General features: G+C 71.1%; 14 protein-coding genes, 1 other RNA gene and 1 pseudogene. 2 read left to right on the forward strand and 14 right to left on the reverse strand.

Going from position 1 to position 18,978, the window contains the following annotated elements; translation table 11 throughout:
- Nucleotides 1–92: 92 nt before the first annotated feature.
- From H180DRAFT_RS07770 to H180DRAFT_RS07785, 4 genes and pseudogenes are all read right to left on the reverse strand, one after another.
- Nucleotides 93–1,517, reverse strand: coding sequence for a nitrate/nitrite transporter (locus H180DRAFT_RS07770; RefSeq protein ID WP_055485209.1), 1,425 nt, complete (start codon nucleotides 1,515–1,517; stop codon nucleotides 93–95).
- 144 nt (nucleotides 1,518–1,661) lie between these two features.
- Complete coding sequence (locus tag H180DRAFT_RS07775; protein ID WP_107097602.1) at nucleotides 1,662–3,008, reverse strand: acyltransferase family protein; 1,347 nt, start codon at nucleotides 3,006–3,008, stop codon at nucleotides 1,662–1,664.
- 107 nt (nucleotides 3,009–3,115) lie between these two features.
- Nucleotides 3,116–5,325, reverse strand: a pseudogene (locus H180DRAFT_RS07780) (bifunctional polysaccharide deacetylase/glycosyltransferase family 2 protein).
- Nucleotides 5,326–5,369: 44 nt separating this feature from the next.
- Nucleotides 5,370–6,029: a hypothetical protein gene (locus tag H180DRAFT_RS07785; RefSeq protein ID WP_055485210.1), complete on the reverse strand. Its 660-nt coding sequence runs from the start codon at nucleotides 6,027–6,029 to the stop codon at nucleotides 5,370–5,372.
- Between the two features lie 338 nt (nucleotides 6,030–6,367).
- Between H180DRAFT_RS07785 and H180DRAFT_RS07790 the strand changes: the two genes are divergently transcribed.
- Nucleotides 6,368–7,036, forward strand: coding sequence for a maltokinase N-terminal cap-like domain-containing protein (locus tag H180DRAFT_RS07790; RefSeq protein WP_055485211.1), 669 nt, complete (start codon nucleotides 6,368–6,370; stop codon nucleotides 7,034–7,036).
- A gap of 78 nt (nucleotides 7,037–7,114) precedes the next feature.
- On the opposite strand, the gene H180DRAFT_RS07795 is transcribed toward H180DRAFT_RS07790, so the two are convergent.
- The 7 genes from H180DRAFT_RS07795 to ftsE all read right to left on the reverse strand — a co-directional run bounded on the left by H180DRAFT_RS07795 (nucleotide 7,115) and on the right by ftsE (nucleotide 14,454).
- Nucleotides 7,115–8,080 (reverse strand): oxygenase MpaB family protein, encoded by a 966-nt coding sequence (locus tag H180DRAFT_RS07795; RefSeq protein WP_055485212.1) that lies wholly within the window; start codon nucleotides 8,078–8,080, stop codon nucleotides 7,115–7,117.
- Between the two features lie 24 nt (nucleotides 8,081–8,104).
- Entirely contained in the window at nucleotides 8,105–8,785 is a 681-nt protein-coding gene (locus H180DRAFT_RS07800; protein WP_079099924.1) for a GOLPH3/VPS74 family protein, read from the reverse strand.
- A gap of 1,212 nt (nucleotides 8,786–9,997) precedes the next feature.
- Nucleotides 9,998–10,368, reverse strand: a transfer-messenger RNA (tmRNA) gene (gene ssrA, locus H180DRAFT_RS07810).
- A 476-nt stretch (nucleotides 10,369–10,844) separates the two neighbouring features.
- Complete coding sequence (gene smpB, locus H180DRAFT_RS07815; RefSeq protein WP_055485215.1) at nucleotides 10,845–11,372, reverse strand: SsrA-binding protein SmpB; 528 nt, start codon at nucleotides 11,370–11,372, stop codon at nucleotides 10,845–10,847.
- A gap of 18 nt (nucleotides 11,373–11,390) precedes the next feature.
- Complete coding sequence (locus H180DRAFT_RS07820) at nucleotides 11,391–12,500, reverse strand: S41 family peptidase (protein WP_368073113.1); 1,110 nt, start codon at nucleotides 12,498–12,500, stop codon at nucleotides 11,391–11,393.
- Between the two features lie 257 nt (nucleotides 12,501–12,757).
- Nucleotides 12,758–13,669, reverse strand: a complete 912-nt coding sequence (gene ftsX / locus H180DRAFT_RS07825) for a permease-like cell division protein FtsX (protein ID WP_055485217.1) — start codon at nucleotides 13,667–13,669, stop codon at nucleotides 12,758–12,760.
- 95 nt (nucleotides 13,670–13,764) lie between these two features.
- The gene (gene ftsE, locus H180DRAFT_RS07830; protein ID WP_055485218.1) at nucleotides 13,765–14,454 is read right to left on the reverse strand and encodes a cell division ATP-binding protein FtsE; all 690 of its coding nucleotides are present in this window, start codon (nucleotides 14,452–14,454) and stop codon (nucleotides 13,765–13,767) included.
- A gap of 342 nt (nucleotides 14,455–14,796) precedes the next feature.
- Between ftsE and H180DRAFT_RS07835 the strand changes: the two genes are divergently transcribed.
- The gene (locus H180DRAFT_RS07835) at nucleotides 14,797–14,991 is read left to right on the forward strand and encodes a hypothetical protein (RefSeq protein WP_055485219.1); all 195 of its coding nucleotides are present in this window, start codon (nucleotides 14,797–14,799) and stop codon (nucleotides 14,989–14,991) included.
- A 165-nt stretch (nucleotides 14,992–15,156) separates the two neighbouring features.
- Here the strand turns inward: H180DRAFT_RS07835 and H180DRAFT_RS07840 are convergent, their stop codons facing one another.
- The 3 genes from H180DRAFT_RS07840 to H180DRAFT_RS07850 all read right to left on the reverse strand — a co-directional run bounded on the left by H180DRAFT_RS07840 (nucleotide 15,157) and on the right by H180DRAFT_RS07850 (nucleotide 18,896).
- Complete coding sequence (locus H180DRAFT_RS07840; protein WP_055485220.1) at nucleotides 15,157–15,843, reverse strand: LPXTG cell wall anchor domain-containing protein; 687 nt, start codon at nucleotides 15,841–15,843, stop codon at nucleotides 15,157–15,159.
- A 266-nt stretch (nucleotides 15,844–16,109) separates the two neighbouring features.
- Nucleotides 16,110–17,228 carry a peptide chain release factor 2 gene (prfB, locus tag H180DRAFT_RS07845; protein WP_055485221.1) on the reverse strand — a complete coding sequence of 373 codons (1,119 nt, stop codon included), beginning with the start codon at nucleotides 17,226–17,228 and terminating at the stop codon, nucleotides 16,110–16,112.
- A gap of 291 nt (nucleotides 17,229–17,519) precedes the next feature.
- Nucleotides 17,520–18,896, reverse strand: coding sequence for a serine/threonine-protein kinase (locus H180DRAFT_RS07850; RefSeq protein WP_055485222.1), 1,377 nt, complete (start codon nucleotides 18,894–18,896; stop codon nucleotides 17,520–17,522).
- Between the last annotated feature and the right edge of the window lie 82 nt (nucleotides 18,897–18,978).

Consider the following 18,978-nt stretch of genomic DNA (forward strand, 5'->3'; position numbering starts at 1 on the left):
CCTGCTCGTACGGAGCACCGAGCCTGTCAACAGCGGATGACCGGCCCGGTACTCCGGGGTTTCCCGGGTGTTACGCCGGGAGCTCACGCCCCTCACACCTCGGCGTGGGCGACGGGCCGGCTCTCCCGCCCGCCCTGCGGTGCGGCCGGGCCGTCGCCGTCCTGTCCGTCGTCCGGCACGGTCCGGCCCCGCAGATAGACGGCCCAGGTGACAGCGCAGCACACACCGTAGAACCCGAGGAAGGTGAGGTATGCCGCCGTTCCCGTCCCCACCGTCTCAAACGACTGCCGGAAGGCCAGGTTGATGCCCAGCCCGCCAAGGGCGCCGACCGCGCCGATCAGGCCCATCGCCGCGCCCGACAGCCGACGGGCGGCGGTGGCGGCGGCCGCACCGCTCCTGCCGTCCGCCAGCGCCTTCGCGTGGAAGATCGCCGGGATCATCTTGTACGTCGAGCCGTTGCCGATGCCGCTCAGCACGAACAGCGCGGTGAAGCCGGCGAGGAAGGCGGGCAGCGACTCGCGCAGTGAGGCCGCCACGACCACGAGCGTCGCCGCGCCCATCGCGGCGAAGTTCCACAGCGTGATCCGGGCCCCGCCGAAGCGGTCGGCGAGCTGCCCGCCCAGCGGACGCACGAGCGAGCCCAGCAGCGGTCCGAGGAAGGTGAGCGAGGCGGCCTGGAGCGGCGTGCGCTCGAACTGCGTCTGCAGCACGAGCCCGAAGGCGAAGCTGTAGCCGATGAAGGAGCCGAAGGTCCCGATGTACAGGAAGGACATGATCCAGGTGTGGGCGTCCCGCACCGCTTCCCTGGCGGCCCCGGCGTCGTTGCGCACGGGCGCCAGGTTGTCCATCCAGCGTGCGGAGCAGACGGCGGCGACCACGATCAGCGGGATGTAGATGCCCAGCAGGACCCGCGGATGGCCGGCTCCGGCCGCGGCGATCACCCCGAGGCCCGCAAGCTGCACGACGGGCACGCCGATGTTGCCGCCGCCGGCGTTGACGCCGAGGGCCCAGCCCTTGCGGCGCAGCGGGAAGAAGGAGTTGATGTTCGTCATGGAGGAGGCGAAGTTGCCTCCGCCCACGCCGGTGAGCAGGGCGACCACCAGGAACGTCGTGTAGGACGTGCCGGGCTCCATCACGATCAGCGCCGCCACCGACGGCACCAGCAGCATCGTCGCGCTGACCACCGTCCAGTTGCGGCCGCCGAAGCGGGCGACGGCGAAGGTGTAGGGCACGCGGACCACCGCGCCGACGAGCGTCGCCATGGAGATGAGCAGGAACTTCCCCGCCGGGTCGACTCCGTACTCGGGGCCCATGAACAGCACGAGCACCGACCACAGCGTCCACACGGAGAAGCCGATGTGCTCGGAGAAGACGGACAGCAGCAGGTTGCGGTGCGCGACGCGCTCGCCGCTCTCCCTCCAGAACGTCTCGTCCTCCGGGTCCCAGCGCTCGATCCAGCGGCCGCTCCTGCGCGGGGTGTCTGGTGTGCTGCCGGGCGGTGCGGTCGCAGCGGTCATGGCGCCTCCACAGGTTCCGGGTCGCGGACCGGCGGTGTCGGGGCCGGCGTCGCTGCCGGGCGTCACTGCCGGATGCTGCAACCGAAGCTAGGAGGGGCACGTTTCGGGGCCGTGCCGCGAGGTGTCGTCCAGGAAACCTTGCGCTCACCTGCGGGAGCCGCTGCCGGTGAGAGGGGCCATGCGTCGCCCCGGGGGCGGACCCGTAAGCGGACCGGGTGCGGGTCCCGCAGCAGCGCCGGGGCCCGGGCCGGGGCCCCGTCGCCGGCCGGGTACGCCGGGCGTCCTCGTGCGCGGCCACAGCCGTGGCCGGCGCCGCGCGGCCACGTCCTCCGCCCATCCGAACGCCGCGATCAGCAGCGCCGCCAGCGGCCACACGGTCAGGAACATCAGCGCCCCGGACCAGCTCTCCAGCGCGGCCGACAGCGCTTCCGAATCGCCGACCGCCGGAATGCGCCACAGCAGGTCCAGCAGCGGCACCGTCGCGACCAGCGCCGGCTGATGCCACAGATAGAGCGTGACGGCACGGGAGTTGGCCAGGGTCACCGGCCGCTCCAGGCGGCCCAGCGGCCCCGGCAGGCGGTGCCAGGAGGGGCTGACGCGAAGCAGCAGCAGGCAGAAGCCGAACGACCACAGGGCTTGGCCGAGCGGGATGCCGTTCAGGTCCCAGCCGTCCTCGCCCGGGTGGGCGCCCGCCCACCACGCGCCTGCCGCCATCGCCGCGGGAGCCACGAGTGCCACGCCGTACAGGGGAACGCGCCGGAGCAGCCCGTCGTGGTGGGCGAAGCCCAGCATCCAGCAGGAGCCGTAGACGGCGAAGTCCGTGACGGCCTCGCCGGTCTCGCCGGGAACCGCCACCACGCCGGTGCCGACGAAGGCGGTGAGCGCGAGCGGCGTCAGCAGCGTCGGCCACGGCAGTCGCCGGAAGGCGCGCAGCAGCAGCGGCGAGGCCAGCACGAACCACAGATAGGCCCGCAGATACCACAGCGGGCCCGCCGTCTCCACTGCCCAAGTGGCCTCCAGCAGGCCGCCGTCGCCGCCGATCTCCTCGGGGTGGGGCGGGCTGCCCAGCGGCACGAGCCAGCACAGCATGCGCAGCCAGGTCCCCGCGCTGTGGCCGGGCCGCCACCCCTGCGCGAAGAGCACCGTGAGCAGCACGGCTCCGTACAGCCAGAGCGGCAGCAGCAGCCGGCGCGCCCTGCTGCGTACGACGGCTGCCGCGGGCCGACCCAGCGACCGCGCCGTCAGCGAACCCGCGAGGGCGAACATCACGCCCATGGACGGGAAGAGGAACGTCAGCCAGGCCCAGTTGAAGGTGTGGTAGACGACGACGCGCACCAGCGCGACCGCCCGCAGCAGATCCAGGTAGCGGTCCCGTACGGGCGGTCCGGCCGCGGAGGCGCCCGGCTCGGCGGCGGTGGCGGAGACGGAGGTGGAGGAGAAGGAGGAGGAAGCGGCAGCCGGGGACAACCCCGTGGCGGTGGCAGACCCCATGACGGTGGCAGGCCCCGTGGCAGTGGCGGGCCGCGTGGCAGCGGCAGGCGAGCCGTCAGCGGAGAGGGCCCCCGTGTCCGGGGGCGGCTCCGTGTCCGGGCGGCCGGTCATCCGACGGTGCTCTTCTCTCTGGTCCCCGTGGCGCCGCCGCCGGCCCGCGGGCCGCCCCCGTAAGCGGCCTTCGCTCCGGGAGCGGCGTTCAGCAGGCCAGTACGGCGCAGCTTCTGCCAGCCCAGCCGCCCGCCCGTCAGCGCGGTGATCCACGACTGCATCAGCACCACGTACATCAACTGCCGGTAGAGCAGCTGCTGAAGGGGCAGCGTCAGCAGCGGCGCGAGCCGTTCGCGGTCCAGCCGGAAGGCGTACGCAGCGCACGCGCCCTGCACCAGCAGCACGGCCAGCCACGCGGCCACCGTCCGCAGCGCCGGCCCGAACAACAGGCCGTGGACGAGGAAGACGTCGATGAGCGGCGCGAGCATGGGTGCGAGCACCGTGAACATCGCAACGAGCGGCAGCCCGACCCGTCCGAAGCGTCCCGACGGCCCGCGGTCCAGTACGGCCCGGCGGTGCTTCCAGATCGCCTGCATCGTGCCGTAGCTCCAGCGGTAGCGCTGCGACCACAGCTGCTTGACGGTTCCGGGCGCCTCGGTCCACGCCCGGGCGCGCTCCGCGTACACCACCTGCCAGCCGGCGCGGTGCAGAGCCATCGTCACGTCGGTGTCCTCGGCCAGAGTGTCGTCGCTCAAGCCGCCGGCGCTTCGCAGCGCGGTCCGCCGGAACGCGCCGACGGCGCCGGGGATCGTGGGCATGCAGCGCAGCACGTCGTACATGCGGCGGTCGAGGTTGAAGCCCACCACGTACTCGATGTGCTGCCACGCCCCGATGAGCCCGCGGCGGTTGCCGACCTTCGCGTTGCCGGCGACGGCGCCGACACGAGGATCGGCGAAGGGCTGGACGAGTTCCCGCACCGTCGAGGGTTCGAAGACGGTGTCGCCGTCAATCATCGCGATCAGTTCGAACGTGGCATGCCGCAGGCCGTTGTTGAGGGCCGCGGCCTTGCCGGAGTTGGCCTGGCGCAGCACGCGCACACCGGGCAGACCGAGCGATTCGACGATCTCCGCGGTACCGTCCGTCGATCCGTCGTCGATGACGATCACCTCGACCGTGTGGTCGCTCGCCGCCAAGGAACGCACGGTGCCGGCGATGCATTCGCGCTCGTTGTAGGCGGGAACGAGCACGGTGACGGGCTCCTTGACAGGCGCCCCCGCGACCGGCAACGGTCCCGCCGCCGCCCCCGGTCCGGCGACGGGCGCGGCCCCCGGCTTCCGTCTCCGCCTGCGGGGCCTGACCCGCCGCACGTGCACGGTCGACAGGACGAGCATCAGCACGAACCGCGCCAGCACGAGTGCCCCGGCCACGATCAACGACACCGTGAGCACACCCATGACGCTTTCGGAGACGCCGACCGCGGCGACGAAGGCCCTTCCCTTCCACAGGTCGGGGCCGTGCACGGCGGTGTGCGGGCCGCGCGAACCCAACGCCTCGGTCAGCCCCGGGAATTGGTAACCCTGCGCCTGGAGCCGCGGCAGCATCCGGTCCAGTGCGGCCACCGTCTGCGAACGGTCGCCACCCGAGTCGTGCATCAGCACGATCGCGCCTTGCCCGGCTGCGGCGTGGCGCGGCGCACGATCTCGTCCACGCCGGGACGCGCCCAGTCCTCGCTGTCGGTGTCGATGAACGCGGTGATGTAGCCGAGTTCGGCGATCTGTCGCGTGACCGGCCACGACTTGTTGTCGAGCGCGTCCACCGTGGAGGAGTACGGCGGCCGGAACAGCGACGTGTGCACGCCCGCCGCACCCGCCAACGCAAGCTGGCTCTGCGCCAGTTCACGGTGGATGCGCGAGGGCGACTGGAAGGAGAGGTCCGGGTGGTTGAAGGTGTGCAGCCCCACCTCGTGCCCCTCGTCGACCATGCGCCGCACCAGCTCCGGATGGCGGGAGGTCATGGTGCCGGTGACGAAGAAGACGGCGTGCGCGTCGTGTTCGGCGAGCTTGTCCAGGATCTTCGGCGTCCACTCCGGGTCGGGGCCGTCGTCGAAGGTCAGCACGACCTTGCGGTCGGGCACGCGGTGGCTGACGGGCTCGGCACCGCGTGCGTCCAGGACCGGGCCTCCCGAGAGGACCTTCCCGGGCACGGCGTCGGTGGCGGCCGGCGGCCGTACCCGGTGGTCGGCGAGGAACTCGCTGTGCACGTAGCCGCGCAGCAGCAGCATCACGACAACGACGGCGAGCAGGACCGACGGGAGCAGGTAACGCAGCGGCAGCCGCCGCCTGCTCCGGGCGGTGGCTGCATACTTGTGCCTCACGCGGAACCCGTTCTGGTCGTGCCTCCGCCGAGCGCGCCGAGGAGTTCCTCCAGCAGTGAGGTCCCGGACGCCCCGGAGGACTCCGTCGGGTCGGGATCCGGGTCTGCCGGCGTGCCGGGCGAGCCTGTGGCGCCGCCGGCGGGATCGGTGGACGGGTCCGCGGGCACCGAGCCGCCAGTGCTGCCCGAACTGCCCGTCTCTGCGCCCTTGTTGACCGTTCCGGCGCCGCCGTCACCGGTGCTTTCCGGCTTCTTCGCGCTTGTGGCTCCCGTCTCCGCGGAGGCGCTTGCGGCGGGTGCGGGCCCGGACGAGGCCTCCGGCGTGCGCGCGCTGCCTGCGCCCGGCGCGTCCCGTGTGGCGGAGGCTTCGGGGCTCGGCTCGCCCAGGCGGGCTCCGTCGGCCCAGGGGGACTTCGTCCGCGACCGGTCTTCTTCCGGTACGACTCGCCCCGCCCCGTCGTCCGCTCTCGGTATCAACACCCCCCAGGGCGCCTCGGAGTTGCCGCCGATCACACTCACCGCTACGACCAGCGCATATCCGCCGCCGGCGACCCCCACCGCCAGGCCGAGGCGGCGCCATCCGCGGCGCCGGACTCCGCTGCTGTCCACAAAGACCGGAGCGCCGCTGTCCGGCTGCCCCTCCGAGTTTTCGCCCATATCAATTCGCGCGCCCCGTCGTTGGCGAGCGCACCCCCTCCTCATCGAAGGAGAAAATGTAGCGCGAAGGTGAAGATGTAAATGTGACTAGTCGTTGTTTTTACTGACTCATTGGACGGTGCTGTGACAACACGGTGACAACCCGGAGTGGGCCCCCGCCCGCAGCCACGCGCCACCGCCCGGTCCCGGAAGTAGGCTTACCGGTCACTGTCCGGGGCGGTCGAGGGGCGGTCGAGGGGCCCTGGCGGCTCGTTGTCCCCCCGGACCGGGCCGACCTCGCGGCCCGCCACGAGGGAAGTCGTGACGATTGCACCCGCTCGACGAAGGAGAACGTCCGCATGGCGATCATCCACCGGACCACCGTCAAACCGACCAAGCTCGAACTCCTCACCTCCTGGCTCCCCTCCCGTCCGTGGTACCAAGGCGGCGCAGACGGACCGCAGTTGGCCAAGGCCGGCGGCTTCCGGCTGGACGATCCGCAGGGCGAAGTGGGGATCGAATTCATGGTCGTCACCGACACCTCCGGCTACGACCCGATCGCCTACCAGGTGCCGCTGACGTATCGCGGTGCGCCGCTCGACGGGGCGGAGCACGCCCTCATCGGCACGATGGAACACGGAGTGCTCGGGCAGCGCTGGGCCTACGACGGATGCCATGACCCGGTGATGGCACAGCAGTTGCTCGCCCTGATCGAGGGCCGTGCGAAGCCACAGGCCCAGAGCGTCAGCGACACCGTCGACCGGGACGTCACCCGCTCCTTCACCGGCGACCTCCCGCCCCGCAGGCACACCACGGCGGCCGGCCCCACCGACGACCGGACCAGCACCGAGCTGCCCGGCCCGGCCGGAGGAACCCTCCGCGTGCACCGGGTGCTGCGTCCCGACGCGGACGGCGCGCCCCGGCGGCCACAGGGAGCAGCGGGCCACGTCGCCGGGGTCTGGCAGCTGCCCGACGGCACGCGCGCCCGGGGCGTGTTCGCCGTCCTCCACGACGGAGTTCACCTCTAGGGACTGTCCGGCGGGGAACCCCGCCGGCCGCCGCCCGCGCCCGGGGTCGGGCCACGCCGGTGTCACACGGGGCGACGGTCAGCGCGCGTCGTGCACGGCGGGCGGCACATAGTGCTTCGGCGAACCGCGCTCCTCAGGCGGCGGCGAGTTCCGTACGGGCGACTCCACGTGCGGAGCGCCGGCGGCCCGCAGCCCGGCCTCGCGCGCCCAACCGGCGCGCGCCCTCGGGTGATAGCGGTATCTGAACGGGACGAGGCGCCACACGTGATGGACGAACCGCCCGATGCGCCGCAGCCTCCGCTCGTCCCGCACGGTCCAGCGGTGACCGAGCCGCTCACGCACCGGGGCGGGAAACAGCCCGACAGTGAACCACACGGTGAACCGGGCCTGCGGCCCGCGCAGCGCACGCCACACGAAATGAGGCATCCACGAGAACGCGGGCGGCCTGGCGATGAAACGGATGTCGAGCACGTCGCGGGCCGGCCGGTTGTCCTCCAGCACATCACGGGCCATCCGGTCCCAGTAGGCCTGGAACTCGGACCAGCTCTCGGGCACCGGTCGCATGCTCATCCCGTACAGCCGCCACCAGCACACGTGTTCGTCGAAGAGCTGCCGCTTCTCGTCCTCGCTCAGGCCCGGCCCGAAGCGGTCCGCCACGAGAACCGTGAGCATGAAGAACGTCGAGTGCGCCCAGTAGAAGGTGTCCGGGTCCAGAGCGTGGTACGGGCGGCCCCGCTCGTCGACGCCCCTGATCGTGTCGTGGTACCCGCGCACCTGGCGTGCGGTCTCCACCGCCCGCGGGCCGTCGTAGACGACGCCGCCGATCGGATACAGCGACCGGAAGAGCCGCTGCCACCGCTCCTCGAAGAACCGGGAGTGCTCGGCGACTCCGGCGCCCAGCCCGGGATGCATGTTCTGCATCACGCCCGCCCAGGGCGCGAGCAGCACCCCGCGCCAGTCGCCGAAGTACTTCCACGTGAGCGAATCAGGGCCCAGCGGCGTCCGGTCGGCGGGAACGGGTCGCGCGTGAGGCTGCTGTTCCATCCGCCGGTCCCCTCCCCGCCGCGGTCACTGGCTGCTGATGGCGGCCGCGGTGCCGATGGCCGTCGCCGTCGCGATCTGCATTTCCTTCAGCGCCTTGTCCAGGGCGGGACCGGCCTCGCCGGCACGCTCGGTCAGCGCCTTGATGCGGTCCTTGTGCTCGCGCCTGTCCTTGCCGGAGGTGACGGTGGGAAACCCGCCCACCGCCGCCAGAGCGGTCAGCGCGGCCTGCCGGGTCGAGAACTGCTCGACGGGACGGCCTCCGGTCAGCGTCTCGACCGCCTCCCCGTTCAGCCTCCTGGCCAGGGCGGTGTCCTTGACCACCACGGTGTCCGGGAACCACGTACGCCGCTCGATCCGGATCATCCGGGTCTTCTCCAGTTGCCGTTCCACAGCCTGGAAGGTCTGCTTGCGGTCCCGCTGCACCAGCACCTTCCACTTACGCGGACGCCTCTCGGCGGCTATCCCCCGCAGCGCCTCGTCGAGCAGCGGATCGCCGGTGCGCTTGTCGCCGACGGTGCGCACCTTGCCGTCCTCGTCGGTGAGGCAGCCACGGTCGGTCAACTCGACCAGCACCGCGGCACGCAGCACGCTGCCGAGCACGTCCGTCTTCGTGAGCCTCTGCTTCTCCGTGTCGCACGCCAGCAGGTACAACTCGGCGGGGAGGCTGAGCCGCCCGTCCCCCGGATTCTTGTCCATACGGTCCATGTCCCCATCACAGCACGGAAGCAAGGCGCGACCGAAGCCCCGGTAACCGCCTTTGTCAGGGCGACGAGGGGCCTGCACCCGGTGCCTCACTGCCACCACCGAGGCGGCCACCGGACGGGTGCGGCCGGATACGCCGGATTGCGCCCGGCGGATTGCGTCCGCCGAGGATGCCCACCCCGGCCGGGCCGGATGCGCCGCGCGGAGAGCCGGTGGCACGCCTCGGCCGGAACCGCCGGACCACACACCCGAGCCAGGGCAGGGGTGGGAGGTGTGCGGGGCGCGGGGGGTGCGCGGGTGGGGCGCCTGGGGGTCGTGGGTGGTGGCGGGGGCGTGCCGCTCCGGGGGGCAAGTCCGGGCGGCATGATTTCCCTCCCTGGACCGTCAAGGGCTTTCGTGCTGCCCTTCATATGCCGGTCCGCAAATCACGTTTAAGCCCGCCCATGCCCCCCTGCGCGTCCCGCCCCCTCCCGCCGGTCCGCGGCTCTCCCCAGGGGGCCATCAAGACCCTCTCTTCCACGACGGGCAGTGGGTCCGTGGCCGTCGTCCTCGACGGGCGCGGCCGATAGGCCCCCGCAAAGTGGATGGACACCGAGCCCGTGCAAGCCCAGCTCCGAGCGTCGGTGAACCCCTCCACGAGGTGGGGGAGTTGAGCCATCGGACGAGCTTGCGCGTGTGACCCGAAGGGCCACCGGCGGAGCAGCCGAAAGCCACCCGGACTCCCGGAAGGGAAAAGGGGACGAGAGCGGCAGACGCCAGACGGGCAGGAGGGGGCGGGACGTGCAGGCGGGGGGCACGGGGCCGTTGGGGTCTCCCCAGCGAAGCGTGGGGAAGTGATTTGCGGACCGGCATATGAAGGCCAGCACGAAGGCCCGTCCGGTACAGGGAGGTAAATCATGCCGCCCCGGGACACCCGCCGGAACGGCACGCCCCCGCACCCACCACGAACCCCACGCGCACCCCGAACCCACCCGAGCCGCACCCCGCACCCCGCGTCAGCCCCCGCGGGGGTGCCGGGGGCGGAGCCCCCACCGGACCCAAGAGGCGAAGCCCCCGCAAGAGAACGACGCACCGCAACCACGACCGGGGGTGCCGGGGGCGCAGCCCCCGCCGGGGGTGCGGGTGGCGGAGCCCCCGCACCGCGAGGCGAAGCCTCGCAAAAACAACGAGGGCGACCCGGTCCGCGCTTTCCGCGGACACAGGTCACCCTCGAACTCGTGGAGATGGCGGGAATCGAACCCGCGTCCAACGGAGCAGAAGAAGGGCTTCTCCGAGCGCAGTCCACTTCGATTTTCTCGGCCCCGGAGATCACGTGGACAAGTCTCCGACGGGCCCAGTCACTGTTAGGTGTCCCGGCAGGCCCCGTGACCGGGCCTACGCGGTGAGTTCCCTAGCTGATGCCAGGATCCGGGGCGGGAACTTACCCGGGCTGACACTTCACACTCGCTGCTTAGGCAGCGAGGGCGAAGGAATCGCGCTTCTGATTGGCGATTATTTTTTTGCGGCACATGGTTAACGAGATCATTGCCGCGTTCCTCGGCTCGCTTCACCTGCTTCGACATCCGCTGTCGAAACCGATCATCCCCATGTTGAGTTGACAACCCACCGCCCTCGCGGACGGCGCTTCGACCATGGTACGTGACCTGGTCACACCAAGGCCAACTCTTTTGCTCCGCCACGTATTCCCGGCCGGACGGCCGGGGCGGGAGCCTCGGCAGCCGCCCCCCGGAGGCCGCCCGCCGTGGTCAGCCGTTCACACAGACCGCTGGGGTTCCCTTGCGGTCCCGGTGCAAACCGCTCGCGCCACCCGCTCCTCGCGGGGCGAGCTCTCGGCGTGGAGTCCAGCGGCCGCGTAGGCCCCGGAACGGGCAGCCCCGGCGCGCCGGCCTCTCCACCCGCAGAACCTCACCGGAGAGTGCCCGCACGCGCACGCTCCGTTTCCATGCGGCCCCCGCAGCCCACCAGACCGGCGGCCCGCCCGCGCACGGCATCCGTGCGTCCTGCCTGTGTCAAGCCGCGCGTCCCGCGTGCGGAGCCCGCTCAGACCGGTGCGGACCTCGGCTCAGACCTTCAGCCGCTGCCGCCGCCGCGCCGCGGAGATCGCCCGGTCCGACTCGCGCCGGTCCTGCTTCTCCCGCAGCGCATGCCGCTTGTCGTACTCCTTCTTGCCCTTGGCCAGCGCGATCTCGACCTTCGCGCGGCCGTTCAGGAAGTACAGCTGGAGCGGAACCAGCGTGTGACCCGTCTCCTGGGTCTTGCCGATCAGCTTGTCGATCTCGTAGCGGTGCAGCAGCAGCTTCCGCTTCCGCCGGGCCGAGTGGTTCGTCCACGTGCCCTGTGCGTATTCGGGAATGTGCACGTTGTGCAGCCAGACCTCGCCGTCGTCCAGCTGGGCGAAGCCGTCGACCAGCGAGGCGCGCCCTTCGCGCAGCGACTTGACCTCGGTGCCTGTGAGTGCGATGCCGCACTCGTAGGTGTCGAGGATGTGGTAGTCGTGCCGCGCCTTCTTGTTCTGCGCGATGAGCTTGCGCCCGTTCGCGTCCTTGGCCTTCTTGGCCTTGCTCTTGTTCTTGTCGTCCTTCTTCGCCATAGCCTGGTCATTCTCCCACTACGACCGGGGCTCCAGGCCACTCAATACTGTGCGTGCACGGGCGGCGGCGTTCCCCGGCTCGTCGATCGGCAGGTCCGGCGTGATGCCCTCGCCGTCCAGGGAGCGGCCCGAGGGGGTGGCGTAGTGGCCGACGGTCAGCTCCGCGACCGAGCCGTCCGGCAGCTTCCGCGGCATCTGCACCGACCCCTTGCCGAAGGTGCGGGAGCCCACGACGACGGCCCGCCCCCGGTCCTGGAGTGCGCCGGTCAGCAGCTCGGCGGCGCTCATCGTGCCGCCGTCCACGAGCACGACCAGCGGCTGTCCCGCTCTGCCGTCCGTCGCCGCACCGGGGTGGGCGTCCGCGTAGAGGGCGCGCTGGGTGCCGTGCTGCTCGTACGTGGCGACGAGGCCGCCCTTGAGGAAGACGGATGCGGCGGTGACCGCTTCGTTGACCAGTCCGCCCGAGTTGCCGCGCAGGTCGAGCAGGAGGCCGGTGCCGGGCGGGACGCGGTCGACCGCCTCCCGTATCTGCCGCGCGGCACCCTTGGTGAAGGAGGAGACCTTGATGCGGGTGACGGTGGGCCCCATGCGCTCCACGGTCACGGCGTCGGTGCTGAGCCGCGCCCTGCGCAGGGTCTGCTCCCACCGCCGCCCGTCGCGCTCGAGTTCGAGGTCGACGGTGCTGCCCAGCGGTGAAGGCTCCGCGGAGCGGCCACCGGCCTCGGACCCGCGCAGCCGTGCCACCACGTCCGTGACGGGATGGCCGGTGACGTCCTCGCCGTCGACGGCGCGCAGCCGGTCGCCGCGCTGAACGCCCGCACGGGCGGCGGGACTTCCGGGTGCGACCCGCGCCACGGACACCGACGGCGGGCCCTGCGCGTCGCGTTCGCGGCGTACGGAGATGCCGACGCCGACGTATTCGCCGTCCAGGGTCCGCCGGAGACCCTCGTACTCGCGAGCCGTGTAGGCGGAGGACCACCGGTCGCCACTTCGGCTGACCAGTTCCTCAGCCGCTTCCCCGCCCGCCGTGGAGCCCTCTTCGCGGGTGCGCTCCACGTCCTCGTGCAAGCCGGCTGCTCTGCTGCTCGCAGTGTCTCCGTATGTGCCGCCGCCGAAGTTCGCGTCCATCGGTGACTGCCCGGCCGCCTGGTCACGTGAGCCCGCGAAGGCCCGAACGCCGTCGCCCCAGGCACCGGTTGCCGCTCCCGTCGCCAGTACGCTCGCGAAAACCAGTGCCAGACCCGCTCCTCGGCGCAGTTGCCGGGAGCTCCCCCTGTGTTTGCCGGGGGATGGGGCGGAATACCACGAGTCCGACATGAGTCGGAGTCTAAGCCAGACGAGGGGCGCCGCACGGCCCGTTGACCGTACGGCGGCCGCGTCGTGCGTCACACCTTCAAGTACTTGCGGAGCGTGAAGAACGCTGCCACCGCAGGCATCAGGACTCCCACCGCGACGAGCAGGGGCAGGACCTTGAACACCGCGTCCCAGCCGATGAAGTTGATGAGTGCGATCTTCTCCGCGAGCCAGCTGTCGATGAGGAAGAACTTGCCGCCGACGAGGAGCACGCACGCGAAGCCCGCCCCGATGAGGCCGGCGATGGCCGCCTCGAGGATGAACGGCATCTGGATGTAGAAGCTGGACGCGCCGACCAGCCGCATGATGCCCGTCTCACGGCGGCGGCTGAACGCGGAGACCCTGACCGTGTTGACAATCAGGAGCAGCGCAACGATCAGCATCAGCCCCATCACGAACAGCGCTGCGATGTTCATGCCGTTGAGCAGGTTGAAGAGGTTCTCCAGCAGGTTCCGCTGGTCCTGGACCTCCTGCACCCCCGGCCTGCCGGAGAACGCCGTCTGCAGCACCCGGTACTTGGTCGGGTCCTTGAGCTTGACCCGGTAGGACTCCTGCATCTGGTCGGGAGTGAGGCTGTCGGCGAGCGGGGAGTCCTTGAACTGCTCCTGGTAGTGCTTGAACGCCTCGTCTGCGGACTCGTGGTAGACCTTGTCGACGACGCGCAGCTTGTCCAGCTCGGTGCGGATCTGCTCCTTCTGCTGCGAAGTCACAGCACCCTTGGCGCAGTTCGGGTCGGAGTCCGCGTCGTTCTCGTTGCACAGGTAGACCGACACCTGAACCTTGTCGTACCAGTAGCCCTTCATGGTGCTGACCTGTTCGCGTGCGAGCAGGGAACCGCCCGCGAGGGCCAGAGACAGGGCTACCGACACGATCACCGCGAAGGTCATCGTGAGATTGCGGCGGAGACCGACGCTGATCTCCGACATTACGAACTGGGCGCGCATGGCGTCCTTTCAGTGTGTTGCCGTCTCAACTGCTCAGACTGTTCGCCTGCGGGTTCGCCGGCCGTCGCGGCACCGGCGTTCGCCCGCCCGGCCGTTCAGTGCTGGTAGCCGTAGACACCGCGCGTCTGGTCACGCACGAGCCGGCCGCGCTCCAGCTCGATGACGCGCTTGCGCATCTGGTCGACGATCTGCTGATCGTGCGTTGCCATCACGACTGTTGTGCCGGTCCGGTTGATCCGGTCCAGCAGCTTCATGATTCCGACGGAGGTCTGGGGGTCCAGGTTGCCGGTCGGCTCGTCCGCGATCAGCAGCATGGGACGGTTGGCGAAGGCCCGGGCGATGGCCACCCGCTGCTGCTCACCGCCGGAGAGCTCGCCCGGCATCCGGTCGTCCTTGCCGCCCAGGCCCACCAGGTCGAGCACTTCCGGGACGGTCTTGCGGATCTGCACGCGGGACTTGCCGATGACCTCGAGCGCGAACGCGACGTTCTCGCCGACGGTCTTGTTCGCCAGCAGCCGGAAGTCCTGGAAGACGGTGCCCAGCTGGCGGCGCATCTGCGGCACCTTCCAGTTGGACAGCCGCGCGAGGTCCTTGCCCAGTACGTGCACCTGACCGTGGCTGGCGCGCTCCTCGCGGAGGATCAGCCGCAGGAAGGTGGACTTGCCGGAGCCGGACGATCCCACCAGGAAGACGAACTCGCCGCGCTCGATGTCCAGCGAGACATCGTGCAGCGCCGGGCGGTTCTGCTTGGGGTAGGACTTGGAGACGCTGTCGAATCGGATCACGGGTACACCACGTCGGCCTGGGGTAGGGGCAGCGGAAGCCGCGGTACGGCTCCCTGAGGTCCTCCCGGCATCAGCCGGGGACCGGTGTGGTGACCCTACGCGAACCGGCGCACGGTGCGCAGTCGGCGTCCGTTGTTGGTGGGCTTGGTCACGCACCCTTTCGGACAAAGCCGACTTCTGCGGTCCATTCCTCCCCGCCTCCGGGCCGGACGGGCCCGCCGGGCGACGGACAGGGACGAGCCTCTGCACGCGCGCGCGGATGCTGGCACAGTGGAGGGGAGAACGCATCCTTCGGGGAACCGATCACTCCCCGGCGTCGTTGGCAGACTGAGAGGAGCTCGCATGACATGCGACCGACTGGTGTGTGCCAACTGCGCCGGCCCCGTCAGTGAGGGCCGCTGCTCCGTCTGCCGCGCCCACCGTGAGCGCCTCCACCGTGAGTCGCCCCTCGCGAGCCTCTCCCCGACCGCGCTGTTCGCGCTGCTGCTGGCGCTGCTGACCGTGGCACTCGTCGCGCAGCGGATGGCGACGGCGTAACCGGGCGGGCACGCCTGGTGCACCTTGCCCGGCGGCCGCCGGGAGCCGATCACCTTCACACGTACGACCCGCCTTCGGGCATGCGGCCTTCAGACATACGAGGGGCCCGGGAAGCGCTGTGCGCTGCCTCCCGGGCCCCTCGTCCGCCTGCGTACGACCCGTGCCTCAGGCGGCCGTACGGCGGTTGATCATGCGCGGCATCATGCGGAACGCCACACCGCCGGCGATCATCGTCGCGGCACCGACCAGCAGGAAGGTCGTCTCGGCGGAACCGGTGTCGGCCAGCTCCTCCTTCGGACCCTGCGGCTGCTGCTCGACGGGCTGGCTGCCGGCACTGTCGGGCTGGGTGCCACCCTCACAGTCGACGCTGTCGTCGTTCAGGTCGCAGGTGTCGTCGCCGCCGCCGGAGCCACCGATGGTTGCAGGCTCCTCGCCGCCGTCGTCGCCACCGGTACCGCCGGTGTCGCCGCCGCCGGTGGTGGTGCTGCCGCCGTCGGTGCCCTCGGTGGTGTCACCGGTGTCGCCGCCGGTGGTGCCCTCGCTGGTGTCACCGGTGTCGCCGCCGGTGGTGCCCTCTACGCCGCCACCGATCGTGGTGGTGCCGCCGTCGGTCTCGCCGCCGGTGTCACCGCCGGTCGTACCCTCGGTGCCACCCTCAGAGTCGCCACCGCCGTCGCCGCCGCCGATGAGGCCACCGATGACGCCGCCGAGGAGGCCGCCCTCCTGCGTGGTGGCGGCAGTGTCGGCCTCGGCGGCCTGCGCAGCACCCGTAGCGGTGAGCGAGGCGCCGACGGCGAACACGGTGCCGGCAGCGACGCGCGCCACGCGCAGCCGCGTCTTGGATTTGATCATTGGCCAACTACCCCCAGTAGTTTCATTTTTCGATGGAGCAGCTGTGTGACGGGCTGCGGAGCCTCTTGCCGGGACACGGAACTGTCCGTTCACTCAACCCCCGCACGCGCCCCTGACACAGGCATGCGATCGCACAGCTTTCCTAGTTTTCACACCTCAGTCAAGCGAGGATGGCGTGAATTGGCCGTGCAGCCCCGTGAGTTCGGGACAGTCAGCCGAATCGTTATGCGGGAACGGCCGGTTCAGCGGCTTGTCCGGCGACTTCTTCAGCCTTCGTCCTGCTGCTCCTGCTGCTTGCGCCAGCGGATGCCCGCTTCGAGAAAGCCGTCGATATCTCCGTCGAGAACGCTCTGGGGATTGCCGACTTCATGTTCCGTCCGCAAATCCTTCACCATTTGATACGGGTGCAGGACGTACGAACGCATCTGGCTGCCCCAGGAGTTGCCTCCGTCCCCCTTGAGCGCGTCCATCTTCGCCTGCTCCTCCTGACGGCGGTGGGCGAGCAGACGTGACTGCATCACGCGCATGGCGGCGGCGCGGTTCTGGATCTGCGACTTCTCGTTCTGGCAGGAGACGACGATGCCCGTCGGGATGTGCGTCATACGGACCGCGGAATCGGTGGTGTTGACCGACTGGCCGCCCGGGCCGGACGAACGGAACACGTCGACCCGCAGTTCGTTCTCGGGGATGTCGATGTGGTCGACCTGTTCGACGACGGGCAGCACCTCGACGCCCGCGAAGGACGTCTGGCGGCGGCCCTGGTTGTCGTATGGCGAGATGCGCACCATCCGGTGCGTGCCCTGCTCGACGGAGAGCGTGCCGTACGCGTACGGCGCCTTGACCGCGAAGGTCGCGGACTTGATGCCCGCCTCCTCCGCGTAGCTCGTGTCGTAGACCTCCGTCGGATAGCCACGGCGCTCGCTCCAGCGCAGATACATGCGCATCAGCTGCTCGGCGAAGTCCGCGGCGTCGACGCCTCCGGCCTCCGCGCGCACGCTGACGACCGCCTCGCGCGGGTCGTACTCGCCGGAGAGCAGCGTGCGGACCTCCAGTTCGTCCACCGACTTGCGCAGCGCCTGCAGTTCGCGCTCCGCCTCGCCGCGCGCGTCGTCGTCGCTCTCGCTGAGGGCGAGCTCGAAGAGCACCTCGACGTCGTCGATCCGCGAGCGCAGTTCCTCGACCTTCCGCAGCTGGCCCTGGAGATAGGACAGCTTGCTGGTGATCTTCTGCGCGTTCTCCACGTCGTCCCACAGATCGGGGGCCGCCGCCTGCTCCTCGAGGGAGGCGATATCGGCCCTCATCCTGCCGAGGTCCATCACGGCCTCGATCGACTCCATGGTGGAGCGGAGGGACTTGAGCTCTTCGGGAAATTCGGGGATCGCCACACCTCCACCCTAACGGCTGGGCGATGAGGCCGTTCCGCGCCGGGGGAGGGCGGGCCGGCACATGCGCGCGGTGCCTGCCGGCCGGGCTCCGCGCGGCGGCCGGGCCCGCCGGCCGGGTCTCCGGACGGGCCGGGGCGGGCATCGGGGCGAGCTCCCCCGGACAAGGCCCCGGGCCGGGTCTACCGGCCCGGAACCCGGGGTCAGGGCTCCGGGGCAGGGCCCCGAGTAAAGGCTCCGGATCAGGACTCCGGATCAGGACTCCGGATCAGGACTCCGGATCAGGACTCCGGATCAAGGCTCCGCGGGATGCTCGACCGCGGGCGCCGGCTGCGTGGTGTCACCGTCGTCGCCGGATGCCGCGAGCCAGCCCCCCACACCCGCCACCGCCGCGATCACCGCGGCCCCGGCACCCAGCTTGATGCGACGCCGCCGCGCCGCGGCCGCGGACAGCCGGTTGCGCGCGGAGCCGGCGCGCGGCTCGCCCGCCGCGCGGGGAGCACGGGCCGTGCCGTGCGCCCCTCCCGCCAGCTCGTCGGCTCCGGGAACGCGCATGCTGGTGTGGGTGTCGCGGTTGGAGTCGGGGCCCGCGCCGCTGTGCACCAGGGGCACCGCCGCGCGCCCGGAGCGCGTGGAGTGCCCGCCGCCGTCTCCGCCGTGGGCGGCGGCCGCCGGGCGGCCGTCCTGCCCGGCAGGAGCGGGGGCGCCCGCGTGCCTGCCCCCGGCGGCGTGCCCGCCGCTGCCGGGCTCCCCCGGCCCGTGGCTGCCGTACGAGCCTTCCTGTTCCCCGTACTCGTACGACTCGTAGACCTCCTCGGGCTGTTCGTCGATGTCCAGCGTCGGCAGCCCCTCCAGGTCCGGCAGCAGCTCGCGCAGCCGCGCCGCCACCTCGACGGCGCGCAGGCGGGAGGCGGGGGCCTTGGCCAGGCACTGGTGGATCAGCAGCCACAACTCGTCCGGGATGCCGGGCAGCGGAGCCACCGACTCCGTGACGTGGCGGCGCAGCACCGCCCCGGGATGTCCGCCGCCGAACGGCGTGAATCCGGCGAGGAGCTCGTAGAGGACGGTGGCCAGCGCGTATATGTCGACGGAGGCACGGGGCGGCAGGCCCTCCACGATCTCCGGCGCCAGATAGTCGGGGGTGCCGATGATCGACGTGGCCCTCGTGGTGCGGGGGGAGTCGATCAGCTTGGCCACTCCGAAGTCGGTGAGCAGCGCGGGCGGCGCACCACCGGGGCCGGCCGGGGCCAGCGCGTCCAGCAGTACGTTCTCCGGCTTGACGTCCCTGTGCACGATGCCGGCCGCGTGGGCCGCCGCCAGTCCGTCCGCGACGTCCGCCGCGATCGCCACCGCCGGCTGCGGCGCGATGCGGCGGTCGTGCTCCAGGCGTGTACGCAGATCCGTGCCGCGGACCAACTGCATCACGAGCGCGAGGTCGTTGCCGTCCACGACGAGATCGCGGACGCCGACCACACTCGGGTGATCCAGGCAGAGCAGGGCGCTGCGTTCCTGCACGAAGCGCTCCACCAGATCGCCGTCCGAGGCGAGGTCCTCGCGCAGCAGCTTGACCGCGACGGGACCGTCGGGGCCTTCGCCGAGCCACACCGTGCCGGCGCTGCCGCGGCCGAGGATCTGGTGAATGCTGTACCGGCTGCCGATCTTCCGTGCCATAGCGACAAAACTACGCGGAAGAAGGGGTGTTGAGGCACCGGAGCGCGCCAACCGTCACTTTCGAGGGGGAATTCCCGCCGAG

This window comes from Streptomyces sp. WMMB 322, assembly GCF_900090145.1.
In the GTDB taxonomy this organism is placed as follows: domain Bacteria; phylum Actinomycetota; class Actinomycetes; order Streptomycetales; family Streptomycetaceae; genus Streptomyces.